Origin of the sequence: Bradyrhizobium sp. HKCCYLRH3059 (genome assembly GCF_051168035.1) — a bacterium.
Lineage (GTDB): Bacteria > Pseudomonadota > Alphaproteobacteria > Rhizobiales > Xanthobacteraceae > Bradyrhizobium.
In genome coordinates, this window is the sequence record NZ_JBNPUF010000009.1 from 221,709 (window position 1) to 238,696 (window position 16,988).

Consider the following 16,988-nt stretch of genomic DNA (forward strand, 5'->3'; position numbering starts at 1 on the left):
CAACGCGGGCAAGCGTCGCGGCGGCGATCATCGAACCACCGACTGCTGAAGCCGTGATGCGACCGATGACAGGCCTCCCCCTCTCATTGCTGGTCCAGACCGCCGAAGCGGAAGATGCGGGCCATCAGCGGCGAAACGCCCACGAAGGTCGCGGTACAGCCCTGGGCTTCCAATTGCTTCCTCAGCATCAGCAGCAATCCGAGGAAGCGCGCATCCATGGCGCAGACGTTCGAGAAATCGATCGTGACCGGCTTGCGGGACGCCGAAGCGGCGCGGAACACCGGAATGGCCCGGTCTACGTGGCGCGCATCGGCGGGCCCCGACAGGCTGAGCGTGACCGCGCGCGTCCCATAGTCCTGCGTGATGGTCAGCGCCTCACCCCGCTCATGCGTGCGGCGCATCCACCAGGTCCACACCACGAACGGCAACACGTGGGTGAGCATGAGGCCGAGCATCGCCGTGCCATCGTTCCAATAGCGGCGCCAGAGATAGGGCTCCTCCTTGATGCGCCACAGCCACTCGAAGCCTGATTGGCGCAGGATCGCCGGTGCGCGCTTCACCGTCCCGGCCTGGAAGTTGAGCGCGGCGCCGAGGTGGGCGCGAACTGGAATCTCGAGGCACTCATGATTGCGCTGCAGCCATGATTGTCCCTTCACGCTGCTGAGCGAGGCAACCAGGAAGTCCGCCCCGCTGGCATTGATCTCGTCGATGATGTGATCCCGGCTCAACTCCTCGGCCGACAAATAGCCGGGGTTCAACCAGCCCACGCACTGCAATCCCGCCGACTGGCCGTTCAGCGTCCGGGCGGCCCGTTCGGCGGCCCCCTCCGGGCCACCGAAAAGAAAGAGCTTCAGCGCGTTTGCCGGCGCGGCCTCCGACTTCAGCGCGTCGAAGATATCGGCGCCGGCCGTCCGGCTCTTGATCGGAATCCCAAGCAGCCTAGCGATCCAGACCACCGGCATGCCGTCCACCGTGCAAAGATCGCTCAGGATCAGCGACTCCCTGAAGCTCCTGTTCGACTGGCTGGCGACCAGGAAGTTGAGATTGGGAGTCGAGATGAGAAGCCGGGTCCTGCGTCGGGCAGCGTCGCGGATGCGGCGCAGTACGCCGCGCATGCCGATGGCATCGACCGGTATTCCGAGGACGCAATAGACGTCGCGCGCGAGGTCGTCGGGAATCGCGGCGTCGGCCAGGGCGGCAGCATCGACCTCCGGCCGATCGCGACCCGCCCCGGAGCGCCCCACGCGATAAAGGGGGGATCCCGGCTCCTGCAATTCATGCGTGGTCAGCATCCGCCGCTCTCCCTCAATCTGCCCGCCGCACGAGGATTCCGGGTTGCGGATCCCTGCCGCACCTCCCCGACCGAATAACGTGCGACCCAAAAGCCACTATTTAATTTTAAATCATACCATTTATTTAATACGGTTTATTTGTAAATGCCAGGGCAGATTTGCGGCGCGGCTGCAGCAATATCTTCCCGGCGCACGTCGAAGTCCTTTTATTTAATTGCATCTCCGGATAATGTTCACGGACGGTATTCCCGGCGGCTGCCGGGGCCGCGCCGTTCGAATATCCTGGTGAGATCGATGCCGAGAATTTCAGCGACGACGTCGATGTCGGCCGGGCCGCGCGCCTCCGCGGGGACGTTCGATGTCTGTGCGCTGATTCCGGTCCTCGCCTTCGCCTACTCGTCCCTCATTCAGCCGCTGATCTATTTTGGCTTCCCGCCGTCGCCCGGGCTCCAGGGCCTGCTCGAGAGCCGGATCGAGAACCGGATCTTCTGGCCTGTCCTCGCGGCCATCGCCATCGTCGTTGCGATGCAACGCCTCGCCCGCGGCGAGCGGCTTGCCGCTGCGCCCAACATCATCAGTCTCTGCGTCTATTTTGGATTGGCCGGCGCCAGCATCGCGTGGGCATTCAAACCCGAATTCGCCTTCGTCCGTTTCGTCCAGGAAGCGATGGTCCTCACCGCCATCGTGCTGCCCGCCCTGCTATCGAGGCCGAGCGCCGACATCCTGCGCGGCGTGTTCCTCTGCTTTGCAGCAGGGGTGATCCTCAATGTTCTGCTGATCCCCGGCGGTTACGCGACCTACGCGCAGTACGGCAACGCGCTGGTCGACATCGGTTACCAGGGCTACTTCTCGGGCAAGAACCTGCTGGGCGAGTTTGCCGCCATTGCGTTCCTGCTCTCGGTTCACGAGTTGCTCTATCCCGGAACGCGCCGCGCGCTCGGGATCGTCGTTGCCGTCGGTGCCATCGTCCTGATCTTCTTCTCGAGCTCGAAGACCGCGCTCGGCCTCGCTCTGGTCGCCCCGATCCTGGCCATCCTGACGCTGGCGCTTGCGAGAACGCTGCGGGTTGCACCGCTTCTGATCCTGGTGGCGATCATCCTCGGCTACTTCGTGGTCGGCGAGCTCGCGGGCTTCACGACCAGCCGCATCGCCTATCTGCTGACGGGTGATTCCAGCTTCACCGGCCGAACCACCATATGGGCCTTCTCTAACTTGGAGATCGCGAAGAGGCCGCTCCTGGGATGGGGCTATCAGAGCTTCTGGCTGGTCGGTGCCGACGCACCAAGCATCACCGATGCACCCGGCTGGGTGAAGGCCATGCCGAACTCCCACAACGGCTACTACGATGCGATGCTGGAACTGGGCTATGTCGGTTTTGCCTTTCTCCTCGTGTTTCTGGCGGCCACCGTTCACGTCATCGGCCGCGTGATGAAGCACGACTACAAGCGGGCGTGGATCCTGCTATCCGTCGCGCTGTTCGTCATGCTCTATAACCTGCTCGAAACCCTGTGGCTGCGCGCGTTCGACGTGACCTGGGTGGTATTCGTGCTCGTCACGGTCGAGGCCGCGCGATACTGGCGGAGGTCGCAACAGAGCATGCCCGCCGCTCAGCCGGCGAACAGGCGGTCGGCTCGTTGGAGCCGTACACGGCCGGCTTGGCGGCCACGGCTCGGCGTCCGCACCTGACGGGAGGCCCGTTGAAGCGTCACGCCAGCGCTATTGCGTTGATCCCGGCGCCGCCGCGAATGGCGCGCCCGCATCGAATCTCGCCTTGGCCGGTAACGTATGCAGCTTGGTATCCCCGGTTGGGTCCACCCAGGGCCACGGATGACTGCCGAAAAAGCCGGGCTTGGCTCTCAGATACAGCGACGCCGGCAGCGGCTGCGCCGCGAGAGCGTCCGTCCAGACCACCTTGCCGGTGAGATAGTCGAAATTGCCGCCGCGGATCACCGTGGTCAGCGTCTTCGGATCAGGCGCCATGGTCCATCGCTCCGGGTCGTAGCCAAGCACCCAGACGTTGCCGACACCGCCCTGCCCCCAAACCGCCGTTCCGGCCCGCATCGATGGATCGTCGTAGCTCCAACCGCTCATGCGTCCAGGTCGGCCCAGCACATTGCCGGCGAACGAATCCCACCACGAGCCATAGGCGAGACCGACGGCTCGAACGCCCGAACGATCGACGAAGCGCTGGCGTTGGCCGGTGAGATGGTTGCGGAAGAAGGTCAGATAGATCGCGTTGCCATGGGTGTAGTCGCTGTCGGCATTGTGGGACAGATTGCCTTCGAACAGGACGTGATGGGCGCCGGCCATGTGCGACGCGTTGATGCCGACCTCGACCCAGCCGGGATTGTCGAAATCGAACGAGTCGTCGGCATAGTTATAGCCGACGACGCTGCCGGCGCCGGACGACCGGAACACCATGTTCTTGCAGACGTCGACGAGGATGTTGTTCTCGATCAGGACCTCCGAGGAGCCCGTCGCCAGGCTGATCGCGTATCCGGCGCCGCCCGGCTGCGGCCACGAGCCGGCGTGGATGTAGGAGTCGCGGAGCTCGACCCGGAACGAATTGTCGATCGCCACGCCCTCGCCGAGCCATTGCGTCACCTCGACGGATCTGGCCCAGGAATAAGCAGCGGCTTCGAACCGCAACGCGCCGTCCGCCCCGCCGACGATGCTCAGATCTTCGACGCCCACCTTGGCAACGTGGATGTCGCGATTGTTGGCGGCGTGGCGACCGCTGTTCGGGTCGGTGCTATAAGGCGTGAGCTGCGCTTGGTGATCCCGGCGATAGCTGATCGTGAGCGGCGAGGTGAATGTCACCGTGCTGCCGGTCACCGAGGCGATCTCCTTGATCTCGGCGGTCGCCCGGTCGGTCCGGGCAAACCACGACATCGACTTCGGCAACACGCCGGGAGCCTGGTCATAGGGACCTCCGGCATTGGCACCGGCATTGTCGTCGCCCGGCTGAACCGGATAGTGCATGTTCCAGGCGACGCGGTCGCCTTGCCAGACCTTCGCTCCCGCTGGAAAACCCGCCGGCGTCGCCTGCCACGATGCGCCTGAGACCTCGTCGAGCAGAACGAAATCGCCCGGCTTCAAGGCCGCGGCACTGGCGAGGGCGACGGTCGACGTCCCCTGATCGCCGTCCGCCAACAGGTCCTGCGACGCGCTGCTGTCGGGGCCATTGTTCCAGCGCGAAGGTCCGACGATGATGACAGGCTTGGCGTCGTAGCTGTACGAGCTCGGGTCGACCGGCGTCAGGATTCCCTTGGTGCCGGCAATCACGACCGGCGTTCGTGCCCGCGCACCGTTGGTTTTCACCAGCCTGGTCGCGCCTGCGCCGGCGCCGCGCAGCGTCACTGGCCGGCTGATCAGGAGCGGCTCGTTGACGATGAACGTCCCGGGGCCGAGCATCACCACCTGGCCGGCGGGTGCAGCGGTCAAGGCAGCCTGAATCGCGCTGCTGTCGTCTCTCCCACTCGGAGACAGCGTGCGGTAAATGATGGTCCGGTTCGGAATACCGCCGGCTGACATCAGCCCGGGATTCCAGGCGGCGAGACGCTCCACCGGCAGCAGATTGCCGGCCAGTGACGGCCCGGTGGACGCGGTCGGCTCGGCGGCCGCGGCAACGCCGCGAAGGAACAGCAGGGCAAGCGCTGCCGTGAACAGCGCCCGGATGCAGGCGGCGTCGATCCGGCGCGTCACGCGCGCGACCGGCCGGGACGAAGCCTGGGTGCAGCCGGGGATCACGAGGCCGATGTCATCCATGGGAACCTCTCGCAGGACCGGTCACACAGCCAAAACGGGCGCCGATTTAAAAACACCATGACTTTGACACGCGCCATGACATAATATTAATTCACGATTTAATTTATTGAAAGGCGGCCGGCGACGCCCTGCTCGGCAGAGCTTCGTCCCAATCTTCCGCCTTCGGCAAGGGATTTGATACGTGACGCCATCGCGCCGCTACCTGCTCATCTCGCCCTGCCGGGACGAGGCCCAATATCTCCGCCGGACTCTCGACAGCGTCGCTGCGCAATCGGCGCCGCCGGCGCTGTGGATCGTGGTGGATGACGGATCGACCGATGACACCCCGGCCATTCTCGACGAGTACGCCCAGCGCCTGCCCTATCTGCGCGTGATCCGCCGCGCCGACCGCGGCGGACGCAAGGTCGGACCCGGCGTGATCGAGGCATTCTATGCCGGCCTGGAGAGCGTGCGGCTGGAGGATTTCGACTATCTCTGCAAGCTCGACATGGACCTCGATCTGCCCGCGCGCTACTTCGAGCTGCTGATGGAGCGGATGGAGAGCGATCCGCGGGTCGGGACCACCTCGGGCAAGCCGTGGTTCGTCCACCCGCAGACCGGCGCCTTGGAGCCGGAGGTCTGCGGCGACGAGATGTCGGTCGGGATGACCAAGTTCTACCGCGTCGCCTGCTTCCAGGAGATCGGCGGCTTCGTGCGCCAGGTCATGTGGGACGGCATCGACTGCCACCGCTGCCGCATGCTCGGCTGGATCGCCGAGAGCATCGACACCGAAGCGCTGCGCTTCATCCATCTGCGGCCGCAGGGCGCCAGTCACAAGGGCATCTGGACCGGACGGCTGCGCAAGGGTTTCGGCCAGTACTTCATGGGAACGTCGCCGCTGTATCAGCTCGCGGTGGCGGTCTATCACCTGCCGGCCTATCCCGCCCTGATCGGCAGCACCGCGATGCTGTGGGGCTATTTCCGGAGCTGGCTGACGGGCCTGCCGCGCTACGACGATCTCGAATTCCGCCGCTTCCTCCGCGCCTATCAGCATGCCTGCCTGCGCCTGGGCAAGCGCGCCGCCACGGCCCGGATCAACGCGGAGCGGGCGCAACTCTGGCGGGCCAGCCACGCCGCGGCAGACACGCGATGACGCTCGGCGGCCGATCGCCGCGGCACTGACACGACGACGACGAAGCTACGTGTTTCTCCGACCCCGTCTGGACAGCATGGCCAAGATTCTCGAGCTCAGCCGCCTTCGTGCCGCTTCCGCCGTGCCGCCGATAACGGCGCCTGGCGGCGAGGCGACCGCGCCAGCAGCGTCCCGCAGCACGAACGCCCCGGGCAGCGCATCCCCGCTCATTCCATCACTCGACGGCATCCGCGCGCTGTCGGTGCTGATCGTGGTCCTGGGTCATTCCGGACTTCAGGCCCTGGTCCCCGGCGGCTTCGGCGTCACCATCTTCTTTTTCCTGAGCGGCTTCCTGATCTCCACGCTGATGCTGGCCGAGCATCAGCGCACCGGCGCGCTCGACGTTCCCAGCTTCTATGCGCGGCGCGTGTTCCGGCTGATGCCGCCTCTGCTGCTGTCGTTGGCGATCGCCTACGGCCTCACCGCCGCCGGCCTGCTGGACGGCGGGATGACCGTCAAGGGCCTGGCGGCCCAGGTGCTGTATTTCGCCAACTATTACGGTCTGTTCTTCGATCCCGGCAATACGGTGCCCGACGGCACCGGCATTCTCTGGTCGCTCGCGGTCGAGGAGCACTTCTACATCGTCTATCCCCTGCTGATGACGCTGCTGCTCGGATCGGCGCTGCGGCCGCGCACCATCGGCGCGCTGCTCGGGCTCGTCTGCCTCGGCGTCCTCGCCTGGCGCATCCATCTCGTGCATGCGCCTGGGTTCTTCTCCGACCGCACCTATTACGCCTCGGACACCCGCATCGACTCGATCGCCTATGGCTGCATTCTGGCGCTGGTCATGAACCCGGTGCGGCAGCGCTCTGCCTCGGGGCGGATGTCGGCGGCGCAATGGGCGCTGCTGGCCGTCGCCGCGGCGGCGCTGCTGGTCTCGCTGGTCTACCGTGATGCGGTGTTCCGGGAGACCGCCCGCTACAGCCTTCAGGGGCTGGCGCTGATGCCGTTGTTCTACTTCGCAGTCCGCTTCGCCGACGCGCCGCTGTTTCGTCATCTCAACCGCTCCTGGGTGATGACGCTCGGCACCTATTCCTATGCGATCTATCTGGTCCACAACGTCGTGATCCGGACGATCGACAAGAACCTGCCCGCGATCGCTGCCAAGCCCTATCTGCTGTTTCCGCTCGCGCTCCTGATCTCCGTCATCTACGCGGCGGCGATCGAGCGCTTCATCGAGCCGTATTTCAGACAGCTCCGGCGCAAGTTCAGGCCGGCGCCTGCTGCGAGAGCAGCGCAGGACGCGTCCGGCGCAGACTGGCGGCTCGGCAACCGTCTCGCCGAGAGTCCGACGCCGCGCGCATCCTGAGCGCATCGGCACCGCTCCATCGCCTGCTGCACAAATGCGTCAAATTGTGCAGTTTAAATAATTAGTCCCGCATTTAATACTGCGACCCCGACCAATGAATACTTTCGGGGACGGGTGGATGCGGATCGCGAGCGCAGTTGCACGACGAATTCGACGACATACGCTCGGTCCCCTGCCGGACGATCCGGCACTGCGACCGTTGAGGTCCCCGCTCCAGATCAATCTCTCGGGCAAGGTCGCGCTGGTCACGGGAGCGGCGGGAGAGCTCGGCCGCCCGATCGCCCGGACACTGGCGGCCTGTGGTGCAAAGGTCGCCATCCATTATCTGACGGCGCGCGCTGCTGCGGAGAGGCTGTGCGAGGAGCTGAACGAGCTCCAGCCGCAGCACGCCTGCACCATTTCGGGTGACGTTGCCGAGCTCGAGGATGTGCAGGCCATGCGCCGCGTCACCGAGGGTGTGCTCGGCCCTGTCGACATCGTCGTGAACAATGCGGTGACATGGTACGACGAACGTCCCGTCGTCGAGCAGACGCCCGACCAGTTCGACAAGGTGTTTCGCTCCTCGGTCCTGCAGGCCTGGGCGACCGCGCGGGTGTTTTCCGGCCCGATGATCGAGCGAAAATGGGGACGTCTGATTTCTCTCGGCACGGAGATGACGAGCCTGGCCTTGCCCAATCGCGCGCCCTACACGGCGGCCAAATGCGCCATGGACGGCATGCTGCGGTCCCTGGCGCGGGAGCTCGGACCGCATGGCATCACGGTCAATCAGGTCGCCCCGGGCTGGGTCGTCTCCGACAAGGACCGTCGTGACCGTGACGAGGTGGAGCCGCTCTACGAGCGGTCCGTGCCGCTCGGACGGCGCGGCTACGATCAGGACGTCGCCAACATGATCGCGTTTCTGGCCTCGGACCTCGCCGGTTTCGTGACCGGCGTTCGCGTGCCGGTGTGCGGCGGAGTCGTCATGCCGGAGGCCTGAGCACGCGCGCCTCGATGCGGCCGATTCTCGTGATGTCGATCGCGCGTCAGCGGAAGACGCGGTGACGGTGGCACCAGCGCACGAACACGTAGATCGACCATATGCGCGACCAATAGATCCCCGGCGCCCCATTGAGGAAGGCGCGCCAGAGGCGCTCCACGGCCGTGGGGTCCAGCCCCGCCGGCGCAACGGCCTGCGGGTCCCGCAGGGTCCGGTCCATTGCATCCTGCAGGCCGCGCCGAATCCAGCGATCGAGCGGCAGCACGAAGCCGCTCTTCGGCCGGTCGAACAGCGACGGATCGAGGCCACGCAGGCCGATCCGCCTGAGCATCGCCTTGCTTCGCAGCGGCGCGTAGCGCGTCGCATCGGGCAGCCGGTCGACGCTTTCGAACAGCACCTGATCGACCAGCGGCACCCGCTGCTCCAGCGAGGCCGCCATGCTCGCCACGTCATTGTCGCGCAGCAGGCGCTCGCCGAGAAACAGGCGCTGCTCCATGACGCTGATCGCCGACAGCGGAGTGCGCGCGCGCGTCTCCGCGGTGATCTTCGCTCTCATCGCGGCCGGCAGCCCATCTGTCAGCGTATCGACGAGATCAGGCGCGAGCAGCTCGCGCTGAAAACCGGGCAGGAACAGCGCATAGGCCATCTGGTAGAGCGCCAGAAGATCGTCGCCGCGTCGAACCATCTCCGGGAGCTTGGCCCAGCGTGTCTGCGGCGCCACCGTGCCGCGCGACGGCGACAGCATCTGCACGGCCAGCTTCGCCGCAGCGGCTTTGACGCCGGCCGGCACCCAGGCCGTGCGCTCCGACCATCGCTGCAGGATCGGCAGGTCGCGAAACGACGTATAGCCGCCGAACAGCTCGTCGCCGCCGGTCCCCGACAGTGCCACCGTGAAGCCTGCGCCGCGGATGGCGTGCGACATGAAGTATGAGTTCAGGCCGTCGAAGGTCGGCTGGTCCAGGCTGTCGAGCGCGGCATCGAGGTTGTCGACGAAGTGCTGCTCCGTCAGCACCACCTCGTGATGCTCGGTGCCGATGGCGGCGGCGATCTGGCGCGCGATCGGCCCCTCGTTCAGCTCCTGCTCCTCGAAAGCCAGCGTGAAGGTGTGGATCGGACCCGTAGCCGCGCGCTGCGCCAGATTGGCCATGACCGAGGAATCGATGCCGCCCGAGAGAAACACTGCGAGCGGCACGTCGCTGGCGAGATGCAGCCTCAGCCCCTCCTCGAGGATCTCGGCAAGCTGATCCTCGTCCATCGTCGGGTCCGGAGCCCGCTCCGGGATCGACCAGAAATCCTCATCGCGGATGATGTTGCCGACGCCGTCGAACGTGGTGAGATGGCCTGGAGGCAGCAGTTCGACGCCCTTCACCGCCGTGCCGGGACCGACCACGAAGCCGTTCCAGACGCCGCTGGCGACGGCCTGTGGATCGAGCTGGGCCCTGCCCAGAAGGCCGGATGCCAGGAGAGCACGCAGCTCGGATGCGAAGGCCACCGACCAGCCCGCGTCGGGTTTCGACGCGCGGGCGACGTACAGCGGCTTGATACCGAGGGGATCGCGCGCCAGCAGCAGCCGGCGCTCCTTCGGATCCCAGCAGGCGAACGCGAACATGCCGCGCAACCACGCCACCGCCTCCGGCCCATGCAGGCCGAGCGCGCGCAGCATCACCGCGGTATCGCCGGTCGAGCTGAACTGCTGGCCGCCGGCGACCAGCCGCTGCCGCAGGTCGGCAAAATTGTAGATCTCGCCGTTGAAGACGATGACATGCCCGGTGACCGGATCGGTCATCGGCTGCACACCGGCGGGCGACAGATCGAGGATCGCGAGCCGGCGGTGCGCCAGCAGCGCGCCCCAGCCACGCTCGTCCGCGGGCGAGGTCCAGACTCCCCCGGCATCCGGACCGCGATGGAGCATGGCATCGTTCATCCGCCGCAGCGCTGCGCGGTTGTGGTCGTCAACCCGTCCGATGATCCCAGCGATGCCACACATCAGAACATTCCGTTTGAGACGCGCGACGTCAAAACGACCGACGACACGGAACGGCCTCGCGCGCGAGATCGCGTGCGACCAGACCTCGGGCATCGCAGGACCATCTCGGCCCTCAAATGGAAGCAGCCGTTCCGGACGACCAGGACGCCGGCGCTGGCGCCGCAGCCGGCAGCGGACCGTAGGTCCGCGCCAGGCATTGTTCGTAGTCGAGCGGCGGCGTCCAGCCAAGCGTCTCCCTCAGCTTGCGGTTGTCGAAGCGCAGCGGCTTGAGCATCGCGTCGAACTTCTTGGGCGTCAGGATCGCCGGCACTTTGGTCGCCCGCCTGAACACGGTCGCAAACGCCAGCCGTACGATGCTGCTGGCGAGCCAATGCGGGATGGGCAACCGGAGGCCGCGCTCGCCGGTGCCGCGCATGTAGTCCGACAGATAAGTCCAGACCCGCTCGCCGGGACCGTCGACGATGTTCAGCGTCTGGCCGATCGCCCGCGAATCCGTCGCCGCCAGCGCGAAGACGTCGGCGCAGTTCTCGACATGGGTCATGGGGATGCGGGTCAGCGGCCCGATGACGACGTGGTGGCGTCCGATCTGCTGGCCGAGCGCGGCGAGATAGCCGTGGCCGCGTCCCCAGATGAAGCCGGGACGCAGCACGGTGAGATCCCAGCCGTTCTTCTCGACGTAGCGGCGCGTCACCCGCTCCTGCCACCATTTGGCGACGGTGTAGCCGCCACGGGTGTAGACGTCGGGCGTCTGCTGCAGCGGCGCGCTTTCGTCGAGGATGTCGCGGGTCGCCGTGTAGTCGTAGACCGAGAAGCTGCTGCACAGCACGAGCCTGCGACAGGCGCTGCCCGCCATCGCCTCGAGCAGCCGCTCGGTGCCGCCTACCGTGCCGGCGAACTGCGCGTCCTCGCCGCCGGCGACCACGGCCGCCAGATGGATCAGCACATCCACATTCTCGAACGCGCGAACAAGGTCGCGCGAGGTGCGCAGGTCGGCCCTGACGATGTCGACCGACGACGGCCAGCCAAGTGCGTCAACGCGCGTCGCCGGACGCACCATGGCGCGAACCTCGATGCCGCGGGCCAGCAGCGCATCGACGACATGCCGGCCGAGAAACCCGTTGGCGCCAGTGACCAGGGCTTTCATATCGCCAGCTTCCTCATGTCCGCCTGCTCCGTCGGCTTCATCGCTTCGACCATCCGATTGACGGCCAGGACGTCCTCGATCGTGATCGGCAAGGCCGTTCCCGAGCCTAGCGCCTGATAGGTGCGCGCCAGGCACTCCCACAGCCCCTCATAGGCACCTGGGCCCTTGAACTTGCGCAGCAAGGTCGAAAGCGCCGCGCGGCGGATGTCGCGGCCCTCCTCCAGTCCGCTGAAGAACGGGCGCAGCGGCTTCGGCACGTTGCGCGGGCCATCGAAGGTCAACCGCGTTTCGAACAGATTGGCGGTCGCCTGCATCCGCTCGCCATAGACCCGCAGCCAGAACGCATCGGGCTGCGCGCTCGCGCTGAAGCCGAGCGTCGCCGTGCCGCGCTCGGCCTCGACCACACAGCGAAACTCGTCGAACGGCAGCGGCGAGGCCTTGCGCTTGCTCCAGACCGTCTCCGCCTTGCGGTGTGGGCCGACGAAGGCATGCGACAGCGAGGCGAGATGCGGCAGGAAGTCGGCGATCGCACCACCCGCCAATTTGAGCGCCGGATGCGGCGAATTCGGATCGGCAAAGCCGTCGGGGCCGAGGATGTCGAGGCAGATCAGCACGTCGACATGGGTCACGGCACCGAACTCGCCGGTCTCGATGCGACGGAGTATCTCCTGCGGCGCCCGGTTGAAGACGTAGTTGTAGTCCTCGACGACATGGCGGCCGGTCTGCTTGGCGCGCAAGGTCAGGGTCTGCAGCTCGTCGAAGGTCGAGGTCGCGGGCTTCTCGACGATCACATGCGCGCCGGCCTCGAGCGCGTCCATCGCGAGTCGAAAATGCGAGGTCGGTGGCGTCGTCACGTGTACCACATCGGGCCGCACCGTCTGCAGCATCGTGCGATGATCGGTGAACCAGGACGGGATCGCGTAACGCTCGGCCGCGGCCTCCGCCGTTGCCGGCGACAGGTCGCAGATGCCGGCCAGTTGAACGCCCGGCAAGGTGTTGAGGCAGGCGAGATGCTGGCGGGCGATCTGCCCTGCCCCGATGAGCACGGCCTTCATCACGAACGGGTCTCCAGGATCTCGCAATAGAAGTCTTCGAGCGCTTGTGCGGCCGCGCTCCAGGCATATTTCTCGACCGCGACCTGCCGCGCCGCGCCGCCGATCCGCACCGCAAGATCGGGCTCGGCGAGCAGCCCGTTGACCGCATCTGCAAAGGCGTCGGGCTCGTCTGCGATGAGGATGTCGCGTCCGGGCATCGCCTCGATGCCCTCGGCACCCAGGCTGGTCGAGACGATCGCCTTGCCCATCGCCATGGCCTCGACGATCTTCAGCCGCGTGCCGCCACCGAGCCGCAGCGGGACGATCACCGCCGCTGCCGCGGCGAGGTGCGGCCGCAGGTCCGGCACGAAGCCGGTCAGTTCGATCCGCGGCCCGGCCAGCGCCGTCAACGCCGGCGGCGGCCGGCCGCCGATGATCTTGCAGCGCGCATCCGGGTGCCGGGCGGCGATACGAGGCCAGATGTCGTGTACGAAATGCGTGACCGCATCGATGTTGGGCACCGTCGACAGCAGGCCGAAATAGACCAGCGTACGGCCGTCGGGCGCGGGGTCGGTGCTGCGCGGCTGATAGAACTCGACATCGGCGGCGTTGGGGATGACCGCAGTGCGGGCGTTCGGAATGTCGTCATGCAGACGCTTCTCGTCGTCCGCGCTGCAGAGATAGACGCCATCGGCTTCGCGATAGGCCGCGATCTCCTCGCGGCGCAGCTTGCGCCAGTTCGCACCGGCGTAGAGACGACGGCCCAGGCTCGCGCCCGTGGCGGCGAACTGCCGCGCCAGATCGTAGGCGATCTCATGCGAGTCGATGATCAGCCGCGGCGGCGGCGCGCCGGCCGGCGCCTGACGGAACAGGCAGTGGCCCAGATAGGGAAATTCGAGATTGACGACGTCGAACCGCGTGGTCCGCAGCACCCGATCCAGCACCCGCTGCAATTCCGGCAGGGCCACGCGCAGCCGGTCGAAGCTCCGCACCGAGACCAGCGAGCGCAGTTGCAGCAGCCGCTTCGCAAGACCGTCGCGGCCGTAAGGGTTCGGCACCAGCACCACGTCGCGGCAATAGGCCTGCATGGCCCGCCGACACTCCTCGATGTCGAAGGCGTCATCGACCATCATCACCGCCGTGAGGTCGTGGCGGCGCGCAAGCTGGGTCATCAGCCCATGCATGCGCGCCTGTGCCCCGAACCGCGGCGGGCTCGCCGGCATGTGCGAGACGCTGAGGATGCTGAGCCGCCGGCGATCGGCGAAACCGGACGCGGACCATTCGGGGTCGCGCTGCGCCGACGGCGCAGGCTCCGCCTCCATCACATCCAAGCCTGGGTGGTTGTCGCTGGTCATGACCTTTTAAAACATTTAAATCACGGGATATTTTATATGTGGCATTTAACGATTGCGATAGTTAATCGCGGCACGAGGGCGGGGTTCCGGGCTCCTTTCGCTCCCTCTCAACGCTTGCCGATGAAGTCCCGGACGATCGTACCTGCGATCCTGAGCGGCTCGCGGACCCGGAACACGCCGACAACGATCGCGAGATAGAGACAGCCGCAGAAGCAGCCGGACAGGATCATGCGCACGAGCGCGGGATAGGCTCCGAGAAACGTCGCTTGCAGCCACCAGCCGGTCGCTGCGGTTGCGACGGCGCCGATGGTCTGCGCTCCGACGGCCCGGACCACGAGCTCGGCACCGATCCCGATCGGACGTCCGGCATACATCACCGACGGCAAAGCGATCAGCGAGTATCCGACCACGACGCCCCAGGCCACGCCGGCCGGCCCAAAGGGCAGCCCCACCAGCACCGCAACGACCTGCGCGACGAGCGAGATGATCCCCCAGGTCTGCCACCGGTCCGCCCGTCCGAGCGACAGATGCAGCCAGCCCTGCGAGCCCTCGACGACGTGCGAAATGCCGCGCAGCGCGATGATGCTGAGCAGCGCTCCCGCAGCCTGCCATTTCTGCCCGAGCAGGACGACGGTCAGGTCCTCCGCCGTGACGGAGAGGATCGCCGCCGCCGGCATCAGGAAGAACGCCAGGATCGACAGCGCCGCCTCGTACTTCTGCCGGAGCGCGGCCGGATTCGACTGCAGCTTGCTGAGCGCCGAGCTTCCCACCGCATGCGTCTGATTGAGCGCCGCATAGATCGAGTTGTCGTACAGGTTCATCGCATTCTGGTAGTACCCAACCTGATCGGGCCGGTAGAGCAGACCGAGCGCGATCCGGTCCACCGCCCGCGACAACGTATAGGCCACAGTGAATCCGACCACGTGGAGGCCAAAACGCACCATCGATCGCACCTCGGCGTCGAACACCGGCGCGCTGGGCCGCCAACGGCAGGCTGACCACGCGGCGACCACGACGCAGATCGATGTCACGACGGGGCGAATGACCAGCGCCCAATAGCCGTAGCCCTCGAATGCCATGGCGACGGCGGCAACCGTCCCCGCCAGCGTGCCGAACAGCTGGATCCGACCGATGCGGCCGAACTGCAGCGTGCGCCGGAGCAGCGCCATGTGCTGATTGGTCAGCCCGGACAGCACGAAGGTGATCGCGACGCAGAGCGCGATCGGCTCCAGTCGCGGATCACCGTAGACCCAGGCAATCAGCGGGCTAGATGCCGCGACGACGATCGCCACCGCAACGCCGATGCCGGTGCTGACCCAGAACAGACCGCTGACCTGGGCCGGAGTGATCCTGCTGCGCTGGGCAGTGGCATCGAGCAGGCCGAAGTCGATCAGCAGCGGCGCGAAGCTCGTCAGCACGGTGACGATGGCGACGAGCCCGAAATCCTCCGGCGCAAGCAGCCGGGCCAGAACGATGGCCGCTCCGATCTGAAGCACGGAATTGCCGTATTGGATGACGATGGAAATCAGGCCGCCGCGCAGCGCGCGGCGTCCGAGATCGCTCGACTCCCGATGTTCCTCGAAATAGGCGGCGACGGCTTCCGACATTTCCGTTCAATCGCTTTCAATCATCGTAACCAACCTTCCGATTCCCAGTCACGGGCCAAACAGATCCGTCCAGGGCCATGAAAATCCGACCATCGAAAATGCAGCCGGTATAAAATCGTTCGCGGCCGAGATCGGAGGCCGCGGGGAGCGATGACGTCTCCTTGTGGCGGAGAAAATGATTGAAACGTCACTGCGCCAACAATACCGGCTTGCGATTTAACTCCTGCTCGCGCGTGATCCCTGGACCGGCCGCCATCGCGGCCAGCCTCTTCAGCCGATCCTTGCGGGCAGCGAGGCCCGGCATCGGCTGCAGACCCGTGGCCTCCAGGATCGTCTCCCACCGATACACCCAGTCATGCCGCATCAACGTCTGGGCCATGCCGGTTCGCCGCATCCGGTCCTGGCGGACCGGATCGTCGTCCAGCTCCCTGATGACCCGGTCGATGTCGGGCGATGTATGCGGCACGTCGATCATCACCTCGGGCCAATCGAACAGCCGCGGAAACAGCTCGTTGTCGGGACGCTCGCCGAGCATGATGGCTCCCGCCGCCGCGCCCTCGAAATACCGATAGCCGAACTCGACCTGCCGCCCGGTCTCCTGCGGCTCGTCGAACTTGCCGGGATTGACCAGAAAATACCTGCTCCTCTTGGCGAGGTTTGCCATCTGCGTCCGGTGCTCCCGGAGATCGATGGCCTGGCTGCCGCCGATCGTGTCGTGGAGATAGAACAGGCCGCTATGCCGCGCCATCGCGAGCAGTGATTGGTGCGTGACACGGGAGCGGCGCCCCATGCTGAAGACGTCGATGACCCTTGCGGGCGGATCGGGATAGGGACAAAACCGGATCGCATCGATGGCGAGCGGAAGATGCACGCATGCCTTGCCGATCTCCTCGCTGAGCGGCTTCACAGTACTGATCTGGAACGGCATCACGACGTCGAACTTGGCGAGGATCTTCAGGAAATGCCGGTGCTTGGCGATCTCCTTCACCCAGAGCTCGTCCAGCAGACACACCGAGGTCCTGCACGCGCCTCTCAGATCCTCGATCGCATCGAACATGATCAGGTCCTGCGGGAATCCGCAGATCGCGAACAGAACGTCGTATTGCTGTTGCGGCTCGATCCGCGCCAGCCCGGGATTCAACAGCACGGGCGCGTGGTAGCCCAGCCGGGTGGCGAAGCTCGCCCGTCGGCTCCACGGGTCGAGCACGGGCGCAAACATCTCGGCTGAATCGACCTCGCAGATGATGTCCTCGAACTCGACGTGAGGACCGCGATTGAGGGCTTTGCCGAAGATGTTTCGAAGTGAGAAGACGGCGATGCGGGGCTTGGCCGGCTGCGAACTCAT

Annotated in this window: 12 protein-coding genes; 4 read left to right on the top strand and 8 right to left on the bottom strand. The window is 66.0% G+C overall.

All coding sequences use genetic code 11. The annotated features are described in order from the left end of the window. Positions 1 to 83 precede the first annotated feature (83 nt). Complete coding sequence (locus tag ACQR13_RS26820) at positions 84 to 1,292, bottom strand: WecB/TagA/CpsF family glycosyltransferase (protein ID WP_315752503.1); 1,209 nt, start codon at positions 1,290 to 1,292, stop codon at positions 84 to 86. Positions 1,293 to 1,586: 294 nt separating this feature from the next. Between ACQR13_RS26820 and ACQR13_RS26825 the strand changes: the two genes are divergently transcribed. Further along, entirely contained in the window at positions 1,587 to 2,978 is a 1,392-nt protein-coding gene (locus ACQR13_RS26825; RefSeq protein ID WP_315729371.1) for an O-antigen ligase family protein, read from the top strand. Positions 2,979 to 3,008: 30 nt separating this feature from the next. Here ACQR13_RS26825 and ACQR13_RS26830 read toward each other — a convergent pair whose 3' ends face one another. Then, positions 3,009 to 5,060: a right-handed parallel beta-helix repeat-containing protein gene (locus ACQR13_RS26830; protein ID WP_316193680.1), complete on the bottom strand. Its 2,052-nt coding sequence runs from the start codon at positions 5,058 to 5,060 to the stop codon at positions 3,009 to 3,011. Between the two features lie 181 nt (positions 5,061 to 5,241). Here ACQR13_RS26830 and ACQR13_RS26835 point away from each other — a divergent pair, with 181 nt between their 5' ends. From ACQR13_RS26835 to ACQR13_RS26845, 3 genes are all read left to right on the top strand, one after another. After that, the gene (locus tag ACQR13_RS26835; protein WP_316170935.1) at positions 5,242 to 6,192 is read left to right on the top strand and encodes a glycosyltransferase; all 951 of its coding nucleotides are present in this window, start codon (positions 5,242 to 5,244) and stop codon (positions 6,190 to 6,192) included. A gap of 76 nt (positions 6,193 to 6,268) precedes the next feature. Beyond that, entirely contained in the window at positions 6,269 to 7,540 is a 1,272-nt protein-coding gene (locus ACQR13_RS26840) for an acyltransferase family protein (RefSeq protein ID WP_316170936.1), read from the top strand. A gap of 199 nt (positions 7,541 to 7,739) precedes the next feature. Next, positions 7,740 to 8,516, top strand: a complete 777-nt coding sequence (locus ACQR13_RS26845) for an SDR family NAD(P)-dependent oxidoreductase (protein WP_316170937.1) — start codon at positions 7,740 to 7,742, stop codon at positions 8,514 to 8,516. 46 nt (positions 8,517 to 8,562) lie between these two features. Here the strand turns inward: ACQR13_RS26845 and asnB are convergent, their stop codons facing one another. The 6 genes from asnB to ACQR13_RS26875 form a co-directional block, all read right to left on the bottom strand. Then, the gene (gene asnB, locus ACQR13_RS26850) at positions 8,563 to 10,503 is read right to left on the bottom strand and encodes an asparagine synthase (glutamine-hydrolyzing) (protein ID WP_315827759.1); all 1,941 of its coding nucleotides are present in this window, start codon (positions 10,501 to 10,503) and stop codon (positions 8,563 to 8,565) included. Positions 10,504 to 10,615: 112 nt separating this feature from the next. Continuing rightward, positions 10,616 to 11,647, bottom strand: coding sequence for an NAD-dependent epimerase/dehydratase family protein (locus ACQR13_RS26855; protein WP_315752500.1), 1,032 nt, complete (start codon positions 11,645 to 11,647; stop codon positions 10,616 to 10,618). Continuing rightward, entirely contained in the window at positions 11,644 to 12,702 is a 1,059-nt protein-coding gene (locus tag ACQR13_RS26860; protein ID WP_315717398.1) for a Gfo/Idh/MocA family protein, read from the bottom strand. The genes ACQR13_RS26855 and ACQR13_RS26860 overlap by 4 nt, the downstream gene beginning before the upstream one ends. Next, positions 12,702 to 14,036: a glycosyltransferase family 4 protein gene (locus tag ACQR13_RS26865; protein WP_316207689.1), complete on the bottom strand. Its 1,335-nt coding sequence runs from the start codon at positions 14,034 to 14,036 to the stop codon at positions 12,702 to 12,704. Before ACQR13_RS26865 ends, ACQR13_RS26860 begins: the two co-directional genes overlap by 1 nt. Positions 14,037 to 14,143: 107 nt before the next feature. Next, entirely contained in the window at positions 14,144 to 15,643 is a 1,500-nt protein-coding gene (locus ACQR13_RS26870) for a lipopolysaccharide biosynthesis protein (RefSeq protein WP_316200839.1), read from the bottom strand. A gap of 187 nt (positions 15,644 to 15,830) precedes the next feature. After that, positions 15,831 to 16,988 (bottom strand): glycosyltransferase family protein, encoded by a 1,158-nt coding sequence (locus ACQR13_RS26875; RefSeq protein WP_434863410.1) that lies wholly within the window; start codon positions 16,986 to 16,988, stop codon positions 15,831 to 15,833.

What these genes read in the sequence shown, in the direction of transcription:
- ACQR13_RS26820 (WP_315752503.1), bottom strand. Translation starts at nt 1,292, where the DNA reads ATGCTGACCACGCATGAATTGCAGGAGCCGGGATCCCCCCTTTATCGC.
- ACQR13_RS26825 (WP_315729371.1), top strand. Translation starts at nt 1,587, where the DNA reads ATGCCGAGAATTTCAGCGACGACGTCGATGTCGGCCGGGCCGCGCGCC.
- ACQR13_RS26830 (WP_316193680.1), bottom strand. Translation starts at nt 5,060, where the DNA reads ATGGATGACATCGGCCTCGTGATCCCCGGCTGCACCCAGGCTTCGTCC.
- ACQR13_RS26840 (WP_316170936.1), top strand. Translation starts at nt 6,269, where the DNA reads ATGGCCAAGATTCTCGAGCTCAGCCGCCTTCGTGCCGCTTCCGCCGTG.
- asnB (WP_315827759.1), bottom strand. Translation starts at nt 10,503, where the DNA reads ATGTGTGGCATCGCTGGGATCATCGGACGGGTTGACGACCACAACCGC.
- ACQR13_RS26855 (WP_315752500.1), bottom strand. Translation starts at nt 11,647, where the DNA reads ATGAAAGCCCTGGTCACTGGCGCCAACGGGTTTCTCGGCCGGCATGTC.
- ACQR13_RS26860 (WP_315717398.1), bottom strand. Translation starts at nt 12,702, where the DNA reads ATGAAGGCCGTGCTCATCGGGGCAGGGCAGATCGCCCGCCAGCATCTC.
- ACQR13_RS26865 (WP_316207689.1), bottom strand. Translation starts at nt 14,036, where the DNA reads ATGACCAGCGACAACCACCCAGGCTTGGATGTGATGGAGGCGGAGCCT.
- ACQR13_RS26870 (WP_316200839.1), bottom strand. Translation starts at nt 15,643, where the DNA reads ATGTCGGAAGCCGTCGCCGCCTATTTCGAGGAACATCGGGAGTCGAGC.
- ACQR13_RS26875 (WP_434863410.1), bottom strand. Translation starts at nt 16,988, where the DNA reads ATGAGTTCGCAGCCGGCCAAGCCCCGCATCGCCGTCTTCTCACTTCGA.